This window comes from Kitasatospora sp. NPDC008115 (assembly GCF_042957205.1).
In the GTDB taxonomy this organism is placed as follows: Bacteria; Actinomycetota; Actinomycetes; order Streptomycetales; family Streptomycetaceae; genus Kitasatospora.
Window position 1 is genome coordinate 13,239 of record NZ_JBIBHU010000001.1, and the last position, 14,723, is coordinate 27,961.

Sequence of the window (14,723 nt, forward strand, 5' to 3'; positions counted from 1 at the left end):
GTTGATCGATTCACGAAGCTGAGGGGACTCTGAGCGTGGTTCAGCAACACATGGTGGTCGGCATCGTCGGCCTGGGCTCACTGGGACAGAGCCTGCTGCGCGCACTCGACGCGAGCGGTGTCCGGGTGATCGGTGTCGACAGCGATCCGGACGTCGTCGCGAGAGTGCGCGCGCGGGCCGGCACCGCCGACGTGAGCGGCGAGTTCGGGCGGCTGGGCGGGGCCGACGTGGTCATCGAGGCGGTGTCCCGGCACGCGGACGCCAAGGAGGACGTGCTGCGCCGCCTGGGGGCGCTGCGCCCGGGCGTCACCGCGCTGGTCACGACGACGGCCTCGCTGTCGGTGCCGGCGCTCGCCATCGCGTCCGGCCGCCCCGAGCGGCTGGTGGGGCTGCGCTTCGCCGTCCCGTCGTCCCCGAGGGCGGGGGCACAGGTCGTCGGCACCACGATGACCGCGCCCGAGGCGGTCGCGGCGGTCGAGGAACTCCTGTCGCTGCTCGGGCACGCGGTCGCGCCGCGGGGCGCCGACCCGGCCGTCGCCCGGGAACTGCTGCTGCCCTACCTCGGCCGCGCCGTCGCGCTGCACGAGGAGGGGTACGCCTCCTGCGAGGACATCGACACCGCGATGCGGCTCGGGTGCGGCCTGCCCGCCGGCCCGTTCGAGATGCTCGACGCCATCGGCGTCGACACCGTGCACCGGGAACTCGACGACCTGCACCGGCGCACCGGCCTCGCGCACCACCGCCCGCCCGCCTCGCTGGAGCGGATGATCGCGGCCGGACGGCTGGGGCGCCAGAGCGGACGGGGCTTCCACGGCTACGACGAGTCCGGCCGGCGCACCGGGTCCGCGGCGCCGCGCCGTTCGACGGGCGGGGCCCCGGCCGTCGGGCACGTCGGCATCGTCGGCACCGGCACCATGGCCCGCGGCATCGCGCAGTCCCTGGCCCTCGCCGGGGTGGGGACCACGCTGGTGGGCCGGACCCTCGACCGGGCGGAGTTCGCGCGCGCGACCATCGGTTCGTCCCTGGCGCGGTCGGTCGAGCGGGGCCGGCTCGACGCCGACGCCGCGCGCACGGCGCTCGCCCGCGTCCACGCGGACCACGAGCCGTCCGTCCTCTTCGACTGCGACCTGGTCATCGAGGCGGTGGTCGAGGACCTGCCGGTCAAGCGGGCGGTCTTCGAGCAACTCGACAAGGTGTGCCGCCCCGGCGCGGTGCTCGCGACCACCACGTCCAGCCTCTCCGTCGCCGAGTGCGCGGCCTCCACCGGCCGGCCCGAGGACGTGATCGGCATGCACTTCTTCAACCCGGCCCAGGTGATGCGCCTGGTCGAGGTCGTACGCACCGAGGCGACGGGCGACACGGCCCACGCCGCCGTCCACGCCGTCTGCGCCGCCCTCGGCAAGACCGCCGTCGACTGCGCCGACCGGACCGGATTCATCGTCAACTACCTGCTCTTCCCCTACCTGAACCACGCCGTCCAGACACTGGAGAGCAGCCCGTCCCTCGACGTGGCGGAGGTCGACTCCTCCGTCGAGTCGCTGCTGGGCTTCCCCCTGGGCCCGTTCGCCCTCCTCGACACGGTGGGGCTCGACGTGTCCCTCGCCATCCTCCGCCGACTGCACGAGTCCTTCGGCACCGAGGACTTCGCCCCCTCCCCCGCCCTCACCCGCCTGACCGCCCTCGGCCACCTGGGCCGAAAGACCGGCCGCGGCTTCCACACGGTCTGACACCCCACGGCCCCACCGGCGCCTGAACTCCACCACACCCGCGGCGTGGTGGAGTTCAGGCGTCAGGCGGTGAAGTCCTCAGACGTTGAAGCGGAACTCCACGACGTCGCCGTCCTGCATGATGTAGTCCTTGCCCTCGATGCGGGCCTTGCCCTTGGCGCGGGCCTCGGGGAGGGAGCCGGTCTCGACGAGGTCGGTGAAGGAGATGACCTCGGCCTTGATGAAGCCCTTCTGGAAGTCGGTGTGGATCACACCGGCGGCCTCGGGGGCGGTGGCGCCCTTCTTGATGGTCCAGGCGCGGGCTTCCTTGGGGCCGGCGGTGAGGTAGGTCTGCAGGCCGAGGGTGTCGAAGCCGACGCGGGCGAGGGTGGCGAGGCCGGGCTCGTCCTGGCCCATGGACTGGAGGAGCTCCAGGGCCTCGGCGTCCTCCAGCTCGATCAGCTCGGACTCGATCTTGGCGTTGAGGAAGATCGCCTCGGCGGGGGCGACCAGCTCGCGCTGGGCCTGCTTGAAGTCCTCGTCGCCCAGCTCGTCCTCGTCGACGTTGAAGACGTAGAGGAAGGGCTTGGCGGTCAGCAGGTGCAGCTCGCGGATCGGGGCGGTGTCGAAGCCGGCCTCGAAGAGGGTCTTGCCGGTCTCCAGGATCGCCTGGGCGGCCTCGGCGGCGGCCAGGACGGGGGCGGTGTCCTTCTTGAGGCGCGCCTCCTTCTGGAGCCGGGGCAGGACCTTCTCGACGGTCTGGAGGTCGGCCAGGATCAGCTCGGTGTGGATGGTCTCGATGTCGTCCTTGGGGGACACCTTGCCGTCCACGTGGACCACGTCGGGGTCGGTGAAGGCGCGCACGACCTGGCAGATGGCGTCCGACTCGCGGATGTTCGCGAGGAACTTGTTGCCCAGGCCCTCGCCCTCGCTGGCGCCGCGGACGATGCCCGCGATGTCGACGAAGTCGACGGTGGCCGGGAGGATGCGCTGCGAGCCGAAGATCTCGGCGAGCTTGTCCAGCCGCTCGTCCGGGACGCCGACGACGCCGACGTTGGGCTCGATGGTGGCGAACGGGTAGTTGGCCGCCAGCACGTCGTTCTTGGTCAGGGCGTTGAACAGGGTCGACTTGCCGACGTTCGGCAGGCCGACGATTCCGATCGTGAGCGACATGAAGCGCAGTCCCGTGGGCTTGGAGGAGTTGGGCCGGCCCGGACGCCGGACCGGTCCCCCAGTCTACGGGCAGCGGGTCGGGCGTCCGCCGCCCCGGCGACGGCGGCCCGGCCGGGCGGCGGTCACACCAATACGCCGTCCGGAGACACGGACCAAGCCCCGACAGCCCATTACACAGTGTGGCGATGATCGGACCGTACGTTGGGTGGGTGGAGCAGAGCATCCGTACCCAGCCGCCAGGGCCCAGACGCCGATCGCCGAACGGCGCGGCCGGGGCCGCCGTCCCCGGGCCGGGAAGGGCCCGTGAGAGCGCGGGGGAGCCGGCCGAACCGCCCGGGCGGGCCCGCGGGAGGAACGCCGGGAAGTCCGCGGGCAAGGCCGCCGGTCGGGGCGGCGGACCGGGGTCCCGGCTACGCGCCGTGTCCGCGCCGCCCGACCGGCCCCGGCTCGCCGGACGGCTCTACGGGCGGCGGCGCAGCGGCCGGCCGGCCCGGCTGACCGCGGTCGGCGCCGGGGTGGTCGCGCTGGCGGCGACGGTGGCGGTGGCGGGCCTGGACCGGCTGGTCTTCGGCACGCCCGGGGTCCTGTTCGGCGTCGGCTACCTGCTGGTCTGCTTCCAGCTGGCGGTCCGGGTCCGGTACGCCGACCTGCTGGCCGCGCCGATCAGCGGGCCGATCGCCTTCGCCGTGGCGCTGCTGCTGTTCGGGCCGGTCACCTCCACCGGGTTCACCGCGCAGCTGGTGGCGCTGGCGACCAACCTGGCCACCCGTTCCGGCTGGCTGTTCTCGGGGACCGGGCTGGCCGCCGTGATCGCGCTGGCCCGGTTCGTCGCCCAGCGGCGGATCCACCGCGCGCGCTGATCCACCGCCCGCCGGGGAGGGGCGGGACGGAGGGTCAGGCGGTGGCGCGGGCCGCCGCCATGGCCGCGCCGACGATGCCGGCGTCGTTGCGCAGCTCCGCCGGGACCACCCGCGCCGTGCGCTCGCGCAGCAGCGGCAGGAACTTCTCGTGCTTGCGGCTCACCCCGCCGCCGATCACGATCAGCTGCGGCGAGAAGAGCATCTCCACCATGTCCAGGTACTCGTCCACCCGCCCGGCCCACTGCGGCCAGCTCAGCCCGTGCCGCTCCCTGGCCGCCGAGGAGGCGCGCCGTTCGGCGTCCTTTCCGCGCATCTGCAGGTGGCCGAGTTCGGTGTTGGGCACCAGCACGCCGTCCACGAACAGGGCGCTGCCGATGCCTGTGCCGAAGGTGAGCACCAGGACCACCCCGGACTGTCCCCGGCCGGCGCCGTGGGCGGTCTCGGCGAGGCCGGCCGCGTCGGCGTCGTTGAGCACCACGGCCGGCAGGTCGAGCGCCTCGCGGAACAGGCCGGCGGCGTCCAGACCGACCCAGCCCTTGTCGACGTTGGCGGCGGTCGTGGTGCGGCCGTCGACGACCACGCCGGGGAAGGTGAGGCCCACCGGACCCTGGTGGTCGAAGGTGCGGACCACCTCGCGGACGGCGGCGACGACGGCCTCCGGGGCGGAGGGCTGCGGGGTGAGGACCTTGCACCGCTCCTGGGCGAGCACGCCGCGGGCGAGGTCGACGGGGGCGCCCTTGATGCCCGAGCCGCCGATGTCCACACCGAATACCGCCGTCATCACGACCGCCCTCCGCCGAAGTCGTCCACAGGCCTGTGCACGGAACAAAACCTACGAGAACCCGCCCGGCCCCGCACAGCGGAGGACCCGGCACCCGAACGGGCCACCGGGTCCCGCGCCGGGGGTACGGCCGGGAAGGCCCGGCCGGAAGGCCTAGAGCTTGCCCGCGGCCTCGGCGCGCAGGTCGCGGCGGAGCTCCTTGGGCAGCGAGAAGACGAGGTGCTCCTCGGCGGTCTTGACGGTGGAGACGTCGTCGTAGCCGCGCGCGGCCAGCCACTCCAGCACGCCCTCGACCAGGATCTCCGGCACCGAGGCGCCGCTGGTCAGGCCGACCGTGGTGACGCCCTCCAGCCACTCCTCGCGGACCTCCTCGGCGAAGTCCACCAGGTGGGCGGCCTTGGCGCCGTACTCCAGGCCGACCTCGACCAGGCGCACGGAGTTGGAGGAGTTCTTCGAGCCGACCACGATCAGCAGGTCGGTCTCGGGGGCCATCTGCTTGACGGCGACCTGGCGGTTCTGGGTCGCGTAGCAGATGTCGTCGCTGGGCGGGCTGACCAGCAGCGGGAAGCGCTTCTTCAGCTCGCCGACGGTGGCCATGGTCTCGTCCACCGAGAGGGTGGTCTGGGAGAGCCAGACGACCTTGGACTCGTCGCGGACCTGCACGTTCTCGACGTCCTCGGCGCCGTCCACCAGGTGGATCCGGTCCGGGGCCTCGCCCATGGTGCCGATGACCTCCTCGTGGCCCTCGTGGCCCACCAGCAGGATGTCGTAGCCCTCGTCGGCGAAGCGCACGGCCTCCTTGTGCACCTTGGTCACCAGCGGGCAGGTGGCGTCGACGGTGGCGAGCTTGCCGGCCCGGGCCTCGTCGTGCACCGAGGGGGCGACGCCGTGGGCCGAGAAGACCACGATCGAGCCCTCGGGCACCTCCTCCGTCTCGTCGACGAAGATCGCGCCCTTCTTCTCCAGGGTCTGCACCACGTACTTGTTGTGGACGATCTGCTTACGGACGTAGATGGGGGCCCCGTACTGGTCCAGGGCCTTCTCCACGGCGATCACGGCGCGGTCGACGCCCGCGCAGTAGCCCCGGGGGGCGGCGAGCAGGACACGGCGCTGCGCGGTGTTGGAGGACATGGCTCCATCGTACGGGCGGAGCGCGGCCGCGCCGACGGGCGCCGCGTTCCCGCCGGAACCGGTCACAGGTGCTCAAATGTGGAAGCTATGAGCGAGCGAGTCGAACCGGGCGGCCCGGACCGGCCGGACGGGCTGCGGCGCAGCCTGGGTGTGCGCGACCTGATGGTGTACGGGCTGCTGTTCATCGCCCCGATGGCCCCGGTGGGCGTGTTCGGGGTGCTCGACGCCAAGAGCCACGGGGCGGTCGCCGCGGTCTACCTGGCGGCCACCGTGGCGATGGGATTCACCGCCGTCTCGTACGCCCGGATGGTGCGGGCGGTGCCGCGGACCGGTTCGGTCTACGCCTACGCGCGGGCCGGGCTGGGCGACGCGGCCGGGTTCGTGGCCGGCTGGATGGCGATGCTCGACTATCTGCTGATCCCCGCGGTCGCCTACCTGTTCTCGGGGATCGCGCTCAACTCGCTGGTGCCGGACGTCTCGCGCTGGGTGTGGACGGCGCTCGCGGTGGTGCTGACCACCGGCCTCAACCTGGCCGGGGTGCGGACGGCGGCCGTGGTGGGCTTCGCGGTGCTGGTGATGGAGCTCGCGGTGCTGGCGGTGTTCGTGGTCGCGGCGGTGGTGGTGCTGGCGCAGGGCGGCGCGCAGCGCGGCTGGGCGACCCCGTTCACGGCGGTCGGCGGCTTCTCGCTGACGGCGGTGCTCGCGGCGGTCTCCGTGGCGGTGCTGTCCTACCTGGGCTTCGACGCGATCGCGACCTTCGTGGAGGAGGCGGTCGGCGCGTCGGCGGCGGTGGCGCGGGCGGTGCTGTGGTGCCTGGCTCTGGCCGGCGTGCTGTTCGTGGCGCAGACGTACCTGGCGGCGCTGCTGGAGCCGCTCACCCCGCAGCAGCTGGCGGCGGACCCGGCGGCGCAGGGGTCGGCGTTCTACGACACGGTGGAGGACTCGGTCGGGCACTGGCTGCACGTGCTGGTCGCGGCGAGCAAGGCGATCGGCGCGGCGTTCGCGGCGCTGGCCGGGCAGGCGGCGGCCGGGCGGCTGCTGTTCGCGATGGGCCGCGACGGGCGGCTGCCGCGCTTCCTGGGCGCGGTGGACCCGGGCTCGGCGGTGCCCCGCCGGGCGCTGCTGGTGTCGGCGACGGTCACCCTGGTGGCGGCGGTCTGGGCGGCCGGCCGGGACGACGGCCTCGACCGGCTGACCTCGGTGGTGAACATCGGCGCGCTCACCGCGTTCACGCTGCTGCACGCCTCGGTGGTGGGCTGGTACGCGGTGCGGCACCGCTCGCGCAACCGGCTGGCGGACGTGGTGGTGCCGGTGCTGGGCGTGGCGGTGATCGGCGCGGTGGTGGCCGAGGCCTCGGGGACCGCGCAGGTGGTGGGGCTGGTCTGGCTGGCGGTCGGCCTGCTGGTGCTGCTCGGCCGGCGGGCTTCCGCTGTCGGCGGACGCCGATAGCCTCGTACGCATGGCGAATCCCAGTTCCCCCGAAGCTCCGCTCCCGGTCGGCAAGGTCTCCGCGCTGATCGGGGGCTGGGTCGACCGGCTCGGCGCGGTCTGGGTGGAGGGGCAGATCACCCAGCTCAGCCGGCGACCGGGGGCGGGCGTGGTGTTCCTGACGCTGCGCGACCCGCAGGCCGACGTCTCGCTGACCGTGACGTGCTTCCGCTCCGTCTTCGACCAGGTCGCGGACGCGGTGCAGGAGGGCTCGCGGGTGATCGTGCACGCCAAGCCCGAGTGGTACGCGGCGCGCGGCCAGCTCTCGCTGCGGGCCGCCGAGATCCGGCTGGTCGGGCTGGGCGAGTTGCTGGCCCGGCTGGAGCAGCTGAAGCGGCGGCTGGCCGGCGAGGGGCTGTTCGCCGCGGACCGCAAGAAGCCGCTGCCGTTCCTGCCGCAGTGCGTGGGGCTGGTGACCGGCCGGGGTTCGGCGGCCGAGCGGGACGTCCTGGAGAACGCCCGGCGGCGCTGGCCGGCGGTCCGCTTCGAGATCCGCAACGTGCCGGTGCAGGGCGTCAGCGCGGTGGAGCGGGTGAGCGCGGCCGTCCGCGAGCTGGACGAGCACCCCGAGGTGGACGTGATCGTGGTGGCCCGGGGCGGCGGCAGCGTCGAGGACCTGCTGCCGTTCTCGGACGAGGGCCTGGTGCGGCTGGTCGCGGCCGCCCGGACGCCGGTGGTGAGCGCGATCGGCCACGAGCCGGACCAGCCGCTGCTGGACTTCGTCGCCGACCTGCGCGCCTCCACGCCGACCGATGCCGCCAAACGGGTGGTTCCGGACGTCGGCGAGGAGCTGGCCAAGGTCCGCCAGCTGCGCGACCGGGCCCGGCGGCACGTGCAGGCGCGGGTGGAGCGCGAGCAGCACGGGCTGGACGGCGTGCGCAGCCGCCCGGTGCTGGCCGCGCCGCAGCGGATGCTGGACGGGCGCGGGCAGGAGGTGGCCGGGCTGCTGGAGCGGTCCCGGCGCACGCTGCGCCACCGGCTGGACCACGCGCAGAGCGACCTGGGGCACACCCTGGCCCGGGTGGTGGCGCTCTCCCCGGCGGCCACCCTGGAGCGCGGCTACGCGGTGCTCCAGCGGGGCGACGGCACGGTGGTGACCGATCCGGCGCAGGCCGTGGCCGGCGAGGGGCTGCACGCCCGGGTGGCGGGCGGCGGCTTCGACGTCACGGTGGCCGGCGGCTGAGCCGCGGCCGACGGCGGTCGCGCGGGGGCGGTCCGCGCTGTCGGCCCCGGCCCCTACGCTGGCGTCATGGCAGATCAGGAGCAGGACGCGACGGCCGCGGCCGCGCAGACCCCGACGGCGGACGACGCGCTGGGCTACGAGCACGCGCGGGACGCACTGCTGGAGGTGGTCCGGCAGTTGGAGAACGGCGGCACCTCGCTGGAGGAGTCGCTGGCGCTGTGGGAGCGCGGCGAGCAGCTGGCGAAGGTCTGCCAGCGCTGGCTGGACGGTGCCCGGGAGCGGCTGGACGCGGCGCTGGCCGCCGAGGAGGGGGCCGCGCCGCAGGGCTGATCCGGCGGGCCCCGGCCGGAGTGATACAGGTCACATTCAACGGTGGAATAGTTGAATCTTCATTTATGCTGAAACTCAACGATCGGCCGTGGTCGATCACCGACAACAGCCGTACCCCACCGTTTCTTCCTCCCCGAGGTGCATTGATCATGACCACCGACGCGCTGGTTCTCGACGCCGCCGCCCAGGACCTGCTGTTCCGCGAGGCCCGCACCGCCAACACCTTCACCGACGAGCCGGTCTCCGAGGAGCAGGTCAAGGCGATCTACGAGCTGGTGAAGTTCGGCCCGACGGCGATGAACCAGCAGCCGCTGCGCGTCGTGCTGGTCCGCTCGGCCGAGGCGCGCGAGCGCCTGGTCCAGCACCTCGGCGAGGGCAACAAGGCCAAGACCGCCGCCGCCCCGCTGACCGCCATCCTGGCCGTGGACAACGAGTTCCACGAGGAGCTGCCGACCGTCTTCCCGCACTTCCCCGGCGCCAAGGACTACTTCACCGAGCGCCCGGCCCGTGAGCGCTCGGCCGCGATGAACGGCGCTCTGCAGGCCGGCTACTTCATCATCGGCGTGCGCGCCGCCGGCCTGGCCGCCGGCCCGATGACCGGCTACGACGCCGAGGGCATCAACAAGGAGTTCTTCGCCGACGGCGAGCACTCGGTGCTGGCCGTGGTGAACATCGGCAAGCCGGGCGAGAACGCCTGGTACCCGCGCTCGCCGCGCCTGGCCTACGACGAGGTCGTCACCACCGTCTGAGCCTGAGGCCGACGGACGAGGGCCCCGCACACGGCGTGTGCGGGGCCCTTCGCGTTCGCTCCGGCGGGAACGGACTACTTCAGCGCCCGGGCCAGCTCGGCCAGCTCCTCGTAGGAGGCGGTGCCGGTCAGCACGGTCGTCGCCCCGCCGGACTGCACGGTGAGCGCCCGCGCCTTGGGACCCTGCACCCGCTCCCAGGCCTGCCCGGCGATGTCCACGGTGCCGTCCGGCTTCCCGTCGGCCACCGCCGCCTTCACCATGTCCTCGGGCTTGGCGTCGCTCTGCTCCACGGCCGCGTACTGGCCGGAGGGGGTGACGAAGCCCAGGTGCCAGGCGTTGCCCTTGCCGAGGCCCATCGACGCCGGGTTGTACGTCACCGAGGTGGCCCGCCACTGCGCGGGCAGGCCCTCCGGGGAGACCAGCGGATACGGCGCGGCCCGCTTCGCGGAGGCCGCGGCCACCGAGTACTCGACCGTGCGGACCCCGTCGCCGTCCGCGTCGTGCGGCAGGAACAGGTACCCGACCCAGACCACGACGCCGACGGCCAGCATCGACAGGACCATGTCCCGTACGGTCTGCCGGCCCCTCATGCCCTTGCTCTCTCCAGCCACCCCCACATGGTGACTCATGCCGACGCGCAGCCGCGCACCCGGGGTCTGCACGTCCGGGTGAACAGGGGCGGGACCCGCCGCCCGGGCCCCGCGGGGGGACCCGCGCCACAGACACCCGTCCCGGGGGCAGATACGATCGCAACACCCTCACCACGGCGTTCGACCAGGCAGTAGTCGGGCGCTCACTGGCCGTCGCGTACAGAGAGGTAACGACGATGACCACGCAGTACCCGCACCACCTGCCCAGCGCCCTGGAGGTCGCGCCGGAGGCTCCGGACCGGAACCTCGCGCTCGAACTCGTCCGGGTCACCGAGGCCGCCGCGCTCGCCGCCGGCCGCTGGGTCGGGCGCGGCGACAAGAACGGCGCCGACGGCGCGGCCGTCCGCGCCATGCGCACCCTCGTCTCCACCGTCTCGATGAACGGCATCGTCGTCATCGGCGAGGGCGAGAAGGACGAGGCACCGATGCTCTACAACGGCGAGCGGGTCGGCGACGGCACCGGCGCCGAGTGCGATGTCGCGGTGGACCCGGTCGACGGCACCACCCTCACCGCCAAGGGCATGAACAACGCGGTCGCCGTCCTGGCCGTCGCCGACCGCGGCACCATGTTCGACCCGAGCGCGGTCTTCTACATGGACAAGCTGGTCACCGGCCCGGAGGCCGCCGACTTCGTCGACATCACCGCGCCGCCGGCCGTCAACATCCGCCGGGTCGCCAAGGCCAAGGGCGTCGCCGTCGAGGACGTCACCGTCGTCGTCCTCGACCGCCCGCGCCACCAGAACCTGGTCCAGGAGATCCGCGAGGCGGGCGCCCGGATCAAGTACATCTCCGACGGCGACGTCGCCGGCGCCATCATGGCCGCCCGCGAGGGCACCGGCGTCGACCTGCTGATGGGCATCGGCGGCACCCCCGAGGGCATCATCGCCGCCTGCGCGATGAAGTGCATGGGCGGCGTGATCCAGGGCCGGCTCTGGCCCAAGGACGACGCCGAGCGCCAGAAGGCCCTGGACGCCGGGCACGACCTCGACCGGGTGCTCTCCACCGACGACCTGGTCAGCGGCGAGAACGTGTTCTTCGTCGCCACCGGCATCACCGACGGCGAGCTGCTGCGCGGCGTGCACTACCGCCAGGAGACCGCCACCACCAGCTCGCTGGTGATGCGCTCCAAGAGCGGCACCATCCGGGAGATCAACTCCACCCACAAGCTGTCCAAGCTGCGGGCCTACAGCGCGATCGACTTCGACCGCGCCAACTGACCCGGCCGCGGGCGCGCACGACACGGCCCGCGGGCTCGGCGAAATCCCCCTTCGCCGAGCCCGCGGGCTTTCTCGTCACCCGACGGGGCCCGCCCCCGGCGGTCAACCGGCGATCCGGCCCCGCGCTCCCGGCACCCGGGCCGCCTCGCGCAGCTCGGCGTCCCGGCGGCGGCGGCGCGCCAGCACCACCCGGCGCTCGGCCGCCGTCAGCCCGCCCCAGACCCCGTACGGCTCCGGCTGCGCCAGCGCGTGCTCCCGGCAGTCCAGCAGCACCGGGCAGCGGGCACAGACCTGCTTCGCCTGCTCCTCGCGCGACAGCCGGGCCGCGGTCGGCTCCTTGGACGGCGCGAAGAACAGGCCCACCTCGTCCCGCCGGCAGGCCGCGGCGGTGTGCCACGGGTTGTCCTCGCCGGCCGGCTGCGGGGCCGGGCGCCGGTCCAGCAACTGGGCCGCGACCACCGGCGAGGCGGCGGCGGACGGCCGCGCGGCCGGCGACGGGGCGGCCTGCTCAGGGGCGGCGGACGAGGTGGTGCGGGACTCGATCGGATGCAGCACGGCCGTACTCCTGACGAGGCTCTCGGACACGGGGAAGCTCGCTCCCCTGCCCAGCTGCGGGCCCCCGTTCACACCCCCGGGCCGGCCTCAGGCCGCCTCCGGTACGCAGCCGTACAAGAAGCGATGTGCCAGAGGAACTACCCCACGCCCGCGCGATTCATGCACACTGCACGCAACCGACTACAGCGTGCACCCGTCACAACGGCGAGTGCCCGGCCGGGAGTTGCCTCCGGCCGGGCACCGGGCCCGTGATCGGCGCGCGGCTCAGTCGGCGCCGAGCTGCTTGCGCACCCACTCCTTGAGCTTCTTGCCCCGGCGCGGCTTGGCCTCGCAGCCGCCGAACACCGCGGTGCCCTTCACCCGCACCACCGGCGCGTACGGGTCGGCCGCGGTCTGCTCCTTGACGTCGAAGCCGCCGAAGATGCCGACGCCGCCGCCGTGCAGGCTGACGTTCTCCGGCACCTTGATCTCCACCCCGCCGAAGATCGCCACCACGTCGATCACCACCTCGGGCGACTCGAAGACGGCGTCGGTCAGGTCGATCTCCACCCCGCCGAAGATCGCCACCGCCCGCAGGTGGGAGCCCACCCGCCAGCGCCCCTTGCGGGAGGAGCCGCCGAAGACCGCCAGCATGGTCGGCGCCTCGTTGCGGGCCGGCAGCCGCACCGGACCGTCCGGCCGGGGACCGGCCGCCGGGTCCGGGGCGCCCAGCGGGGCCTTCTCGAAGGAGATCTCGCGGTGCACCGGGAGGTCCCGGGTCAGCGGCACGAGCTCGCCCAGCGTCTTGGCCGCGTAGGCCGCCTCGATCCGCTCGGCGTGCTCCTCGACGTCCAGCCGTCCCTCGGCGTAGGCGTCGCGCAGCAGCTCCGCCACCCGTTCGCGGTCCGCGTCCGACGCCCGCATCTCGGCCTGCGCCACCGGGGCGTGCGCGGGCCGCGCGGGCGGCGTCGCCGCGGGCTTGGTCATCGGTACGGGCCCCTGCCCCTGATCGTCCATCTGCTGGTCCTGCGGGTCCTTCGACGGCGTGTTGTCCACGGGGTCAGCCTAGTCAACGGGGCAACCCCCGTACCCACCCGCGGGTGACCCTGGTCACGCAGGCGGACCTTCCCGCGTGCGGGAAATCGCCGGGTCCTACCCTTGAGGGTGGTTTCGCCCCTCCAGGGTGCTTCGCCGACGCAGCCGGAACACCGGCAACACTGGACACCTAAGGACCGCCCCCATGGCTCCCACGCCGGACTTCGAGTACAGCGACCTGCTCCCCCTGGGCGCTGACCCGACCCCCTACCGCAAGCTCACCTCCGAAGGCGTCTCCACCTTCGAGGCCGGCGGACGCACCTTCCTCCAGGTCGAGCCCGAGGCCCTGCGGCTGCTCACCGCCGAGGCGATGCACGACATCTCGCACTACCTGCGCCCGGCCCACCTCGCCCAGCTGCGCCGCATCCTGGACGACCCGGAGGCCAGCCCGAACGACCGCTTCGTGGCGCTGGACCTGCTGAAGAACGTCAACATCTCGGCCGGCGGCATCCTGCCGATGTGCCAGGACACCGGCACCGCCATCGTCATGGGCAAGCGCGGCCAGAACGTGCTCACCCGGGGCGGCGACGAGGCCGCCGTCGCGCGCGGCGTCTTCGACGCGTACACCAGGCTCAACCTGCGGTACTCCCAGATGGCCCCGGTCACCATGTGGGACGAGAAGAACACCGGCAACAACCTGCCGGCGCAGATCGAGCTGTACGCCACCGACGGCGACGCCTACAAGTTCCTCTTCATGGCCAAGGGCGGCGGCTCGGCCAACAAGTCGTACCTGTACCAGGAGACCAAGGCGATCCTGAACGAGGCGAGCATGCTCTCGTTCCTGGAGCAGAAGATCCGCTCGCTGGGCACCGCGGCCTGCCCGCCGTACCACCTGGCGATCGTGATCGGCGGCACCAGCGCGGAGTTCGCGCTGAAGACCGCCAAGTACGCCTCCGCGCACTACCTGGACAACCTGCCGACCTCCGGCGACGCGAAGACCGGCCACGGCTTCCGCGACCTGGAGCTGGAGGCCAAGGTCACCGAGCTGACCCAGAAGATCGGCATCGGCGCCCAGTTCGGCGGCAAGTACTTCTGCCACGACGTGCGCGTGGTCCGCCTGCCGCGCCACGGCGCCTCGCTGCCCGTCGCGATGGCCGTCTCCTGCTCGGCCGACCGCCAGGCGCTCGGCAAGATCACCGCCGAGGGCGTCTTCCTGGAGCAGCTGGAGACCGACCCGGCGAAGTACCTGCCGGACACCACCGACGAACACCTCGACGACGACGTGGTGCGCATCGACCTCGACCAGCCGATGTCCGCGATCCGCGCCGAACTCTCCAAGTACCCGGTGAAGACCCGGCTCTCGCTCACCGGCACCCTGGTCGTCGCCCGCGACATCGCGCACGCCAAGATCAAGGAGCGCCTGGACGCCGGCGAGGGCATGCCCAAGTACCTCCAGGACCACCCGGTCTACTACGCCGGCCCGGCCAAGACCCCCGAGGGCTACGCCTCCGGCTCCTTCGGCCCCACCACTGCCGGCCGGATGGACTCCTACGTCGACCAGTTCCAGGCCGCCGGCGGCTCGATGGTCATGCTCGCCAAGGGCAACCGCTCCAAGCAGGTCACCGACGCCTGCGCCCAGCACGGCGGCTTCTACCTCGGCTCCATCGGCGGCCCCGCCGCCCGCCTCGCCCAGGACTGCATCAAGAAGGTCGAGGTCCTGGAGTACGCCGAACTGGGCATGGAGGCCGTCTGGCGCATCGAGGTCGAGGACTTCCCGGCCTTCATCGTGGTCGACGACAAGGGCAACGACTTCTTCCGCGAGACGACCGAGGGCCCGCTGATCACCAGCCTGCGCGTCCGCTCCAAGGAGTAACCCTCCCCTTGCC

Annotated in this window: 14 protein-coding genes; 8 read left to right on the forward strand and 6 right to left on the reverse strand. The window is 73.1% G+C overall.

Annotated features, from left to right (window positions below):
• Positions 1–35 precede the first annotated feature (35 nt).
• Entirely contained in the window at positions 36–1,727 is a 1,692-nt protein-coding gene (locus ACFZBX_RS00040; RefSeq protein WP_391530359.1) for a 3-hydroxyacyl-CoA dehydrogenase family protein, read from the forward strand.
• Between the two features lie 78 nt (positions 1,728–1,805).
• Here ACFZBX_RS00040 and ychF read toward each other — a convergent pair whose 3' ends face one another.
• Positions 1,806–2,879, reverse strand: coding sequence for a redox-regulated ATPase YchF (gene ychF, locus ACFZBX_RS00045; RefSeq protein ID WP_391530360.1), 1,074 nt, complete (start codon positions 2,877–2,879; stop codon positions 1,806–1,808).
• Between the two features lie 419 nt (positions 2,880–3,298).
• On the opposite strand from ychF, the gene ACFZBX_RS00050 reads away from it, so the two are divergent.
• A complete protein-coding gene (locus tag ACFZBX_RS00050; RefSeq protein WP_391530361.1) occupies positions 3,299–3,739 on the forward strand; it encodes a DUF6542 domain-containing protein in 441 nt (146 codons plus the stop codon).
• A 34-nt stretch (positions 3,740–3,773) separates the two neighbouring features.
• Here ACFZBX_RS00050 and ppgK read toward each other — a convergent pair whose 3' ends face one another.
• A complete protein-coding gene (gene ppgK / locus ACFZBX_RS00055; RefSeq protein WP_391530363.1) occupies positions 3,774–4,520 on the reverse strand; it encodes a polyphosphate--glucose phosphotransferase in 747 nt (248 codons plus the stop codon).
• 153 nt (positions 4,521–4,673) lie between these two features.
• Positions 4,674–5,651: a 4-hydroxy-3-methylbut-2-enyl diphosphate reductase gene (locus ACFZBX_RS00060; RefSeq protein ID WP_391530364.1), complete on the reverse strand. Its 978-nt coding sequence runs from the start codon at positions 5,649–5,651 to the stop codon at positions 4,674–4,676.
• A gap of 87 nt (positions 5,652–5,738) precedes the next feature.
• Between ACFZBX_RS00060 and ACFZBX_RS00065 the strand changes: the two genes are divergently transcribed.
• From ACFZBX_RS00065 to ACFZBX_RS00080, 4 genes are all read left to right on the forward strand, one after another.
• Positions 5,739–7,100 carry an APC family permease gene (locus tag ACFZBX_RS00065; RefSeq protein ID WP_391530366.1) on the forward strand — a complete coding sequence of 454 codons (1,362 nt, stop codon included), beginning with the start codon at positions 5,739–5,741 and terminating at the stop codon, positions 7,098–7,100.
• Positions 7,101–7,110: 10 nt separating this feature from the next.
• Complete coding sequence (gene xseA / locus ACFZBX_RS00070; RefSeq protein ID WP_391530368.1) at positions 7,111–8,322, forward strand: exodeoxyribonuclease VII large subunit; 1,212 nt, start codon at positions 7,111–7,113, stop codon at positions 8,320–8,322.
• Between the two features lie 66 nt (positions 8,323–8,388).
• Positions 8,389–8,652 carry an exodeoxyribonuclease VII small subunit gene (locus ACFZBX_RS00075; RefSeq protein ID WP_391530369.1) on the forward strand — a complete coding sequence of 88 codons (264 nt, stop codon included), beginning with the start codon at positions 8,389–8,391 and terminating at the stop codon, positions 8,650–8,652.
• A 149-nt stretch (positions 8,653–8,801) separates the two neighbouring features.
• Positions 8,802–9,401 (forward strand): malonic semialdehyde reductase, encoded by a 600-nt coding sequence (locus ACFZBX_RS00080; protein ID WP_391530371.1) that lies wholly within the window; start codon positions 8,802–8,804, stop codon positions 9,399–9,401.
• Between the two features lie 74 nt (positions 9,402–9,475).
• On the opposite strand, the gene ACFZBX_RS00085 is transcribed toward ACFZBX_RS00080, so the two are convergent.
• Complete coding sequence (locus tag ACFZBX_RS00085; protein ID WP_391530372.1) at positions 9,476–10,012, reverse strand: DUF4245 domain-containing protein; 537 nt, start codon at positions 10,010–10,012, stop codon at positions 9,476–9,478.
• A 215-nt stretch (positions 10,013–10,227) separates the two neighbouring features.
• On the opposite strand from ACFZBX_RS00085, the gene glpX reads away from it, so the two are divergent.
• The gene (gene glpX / locus ACFZBX_RS00090; RefSeq protein WP_391530374.1) at positions 10,228–11,268 is read left to right on the forward strand and encodes a class II fructose-bisphosphatase; all 1,041 of its coding nucleotides are present in this window, start codon (positions 10,228–10,230) and stop codon (positions 11,266–11,268) included.
• A 102-nt stretch (positions 11,269–11,370) separates the two neighbouring features.
• Here the strand turns inward: glpX and ACFZBX_RS00095 are convergent, their stop codons facing one another.
• Complete coding sequence (locus ACFZBX_RS00095) at positions 11,371–11,727, reverse strand: WhiB family transcriptional regulator (RefSeq protein ID WP_391531011.1); 357 nt, start codon at positions 11,725–11,727, stop codon at positions 11,371–11,373.
• 360 nt (positions 11,728–12,087) lie between these two features.
• A complete protein-coding gene (locus tag ACFZBX_RS00100) occupies positions 12,088–12,819 on the reverse strand; it encodes a DUF1707 domain-containing protein (RefSeq protein WP_391531012.1) in 732 nt (243 codons plus the stop codon).
• Between the two features lie 223 nt (positions 12,820–13,042).
• Here ACFZBX_RS00100 and ACFZBX_RS00105 point away from each other — a divergent pair, with 223 nt between their 5' ends.
• Complete coding sequence (locus ACFZBX_RS00105) at positions 13,043–14,710, forward strand: fumarate hydratase (protein ID WP_391530375.1); 1,668 nt, start codon at positions 13,043–13,045, stop codon at positions 14,708–14,710.
• Positions 14,711–14,723 lie beyond the last annotated feature (13 nt).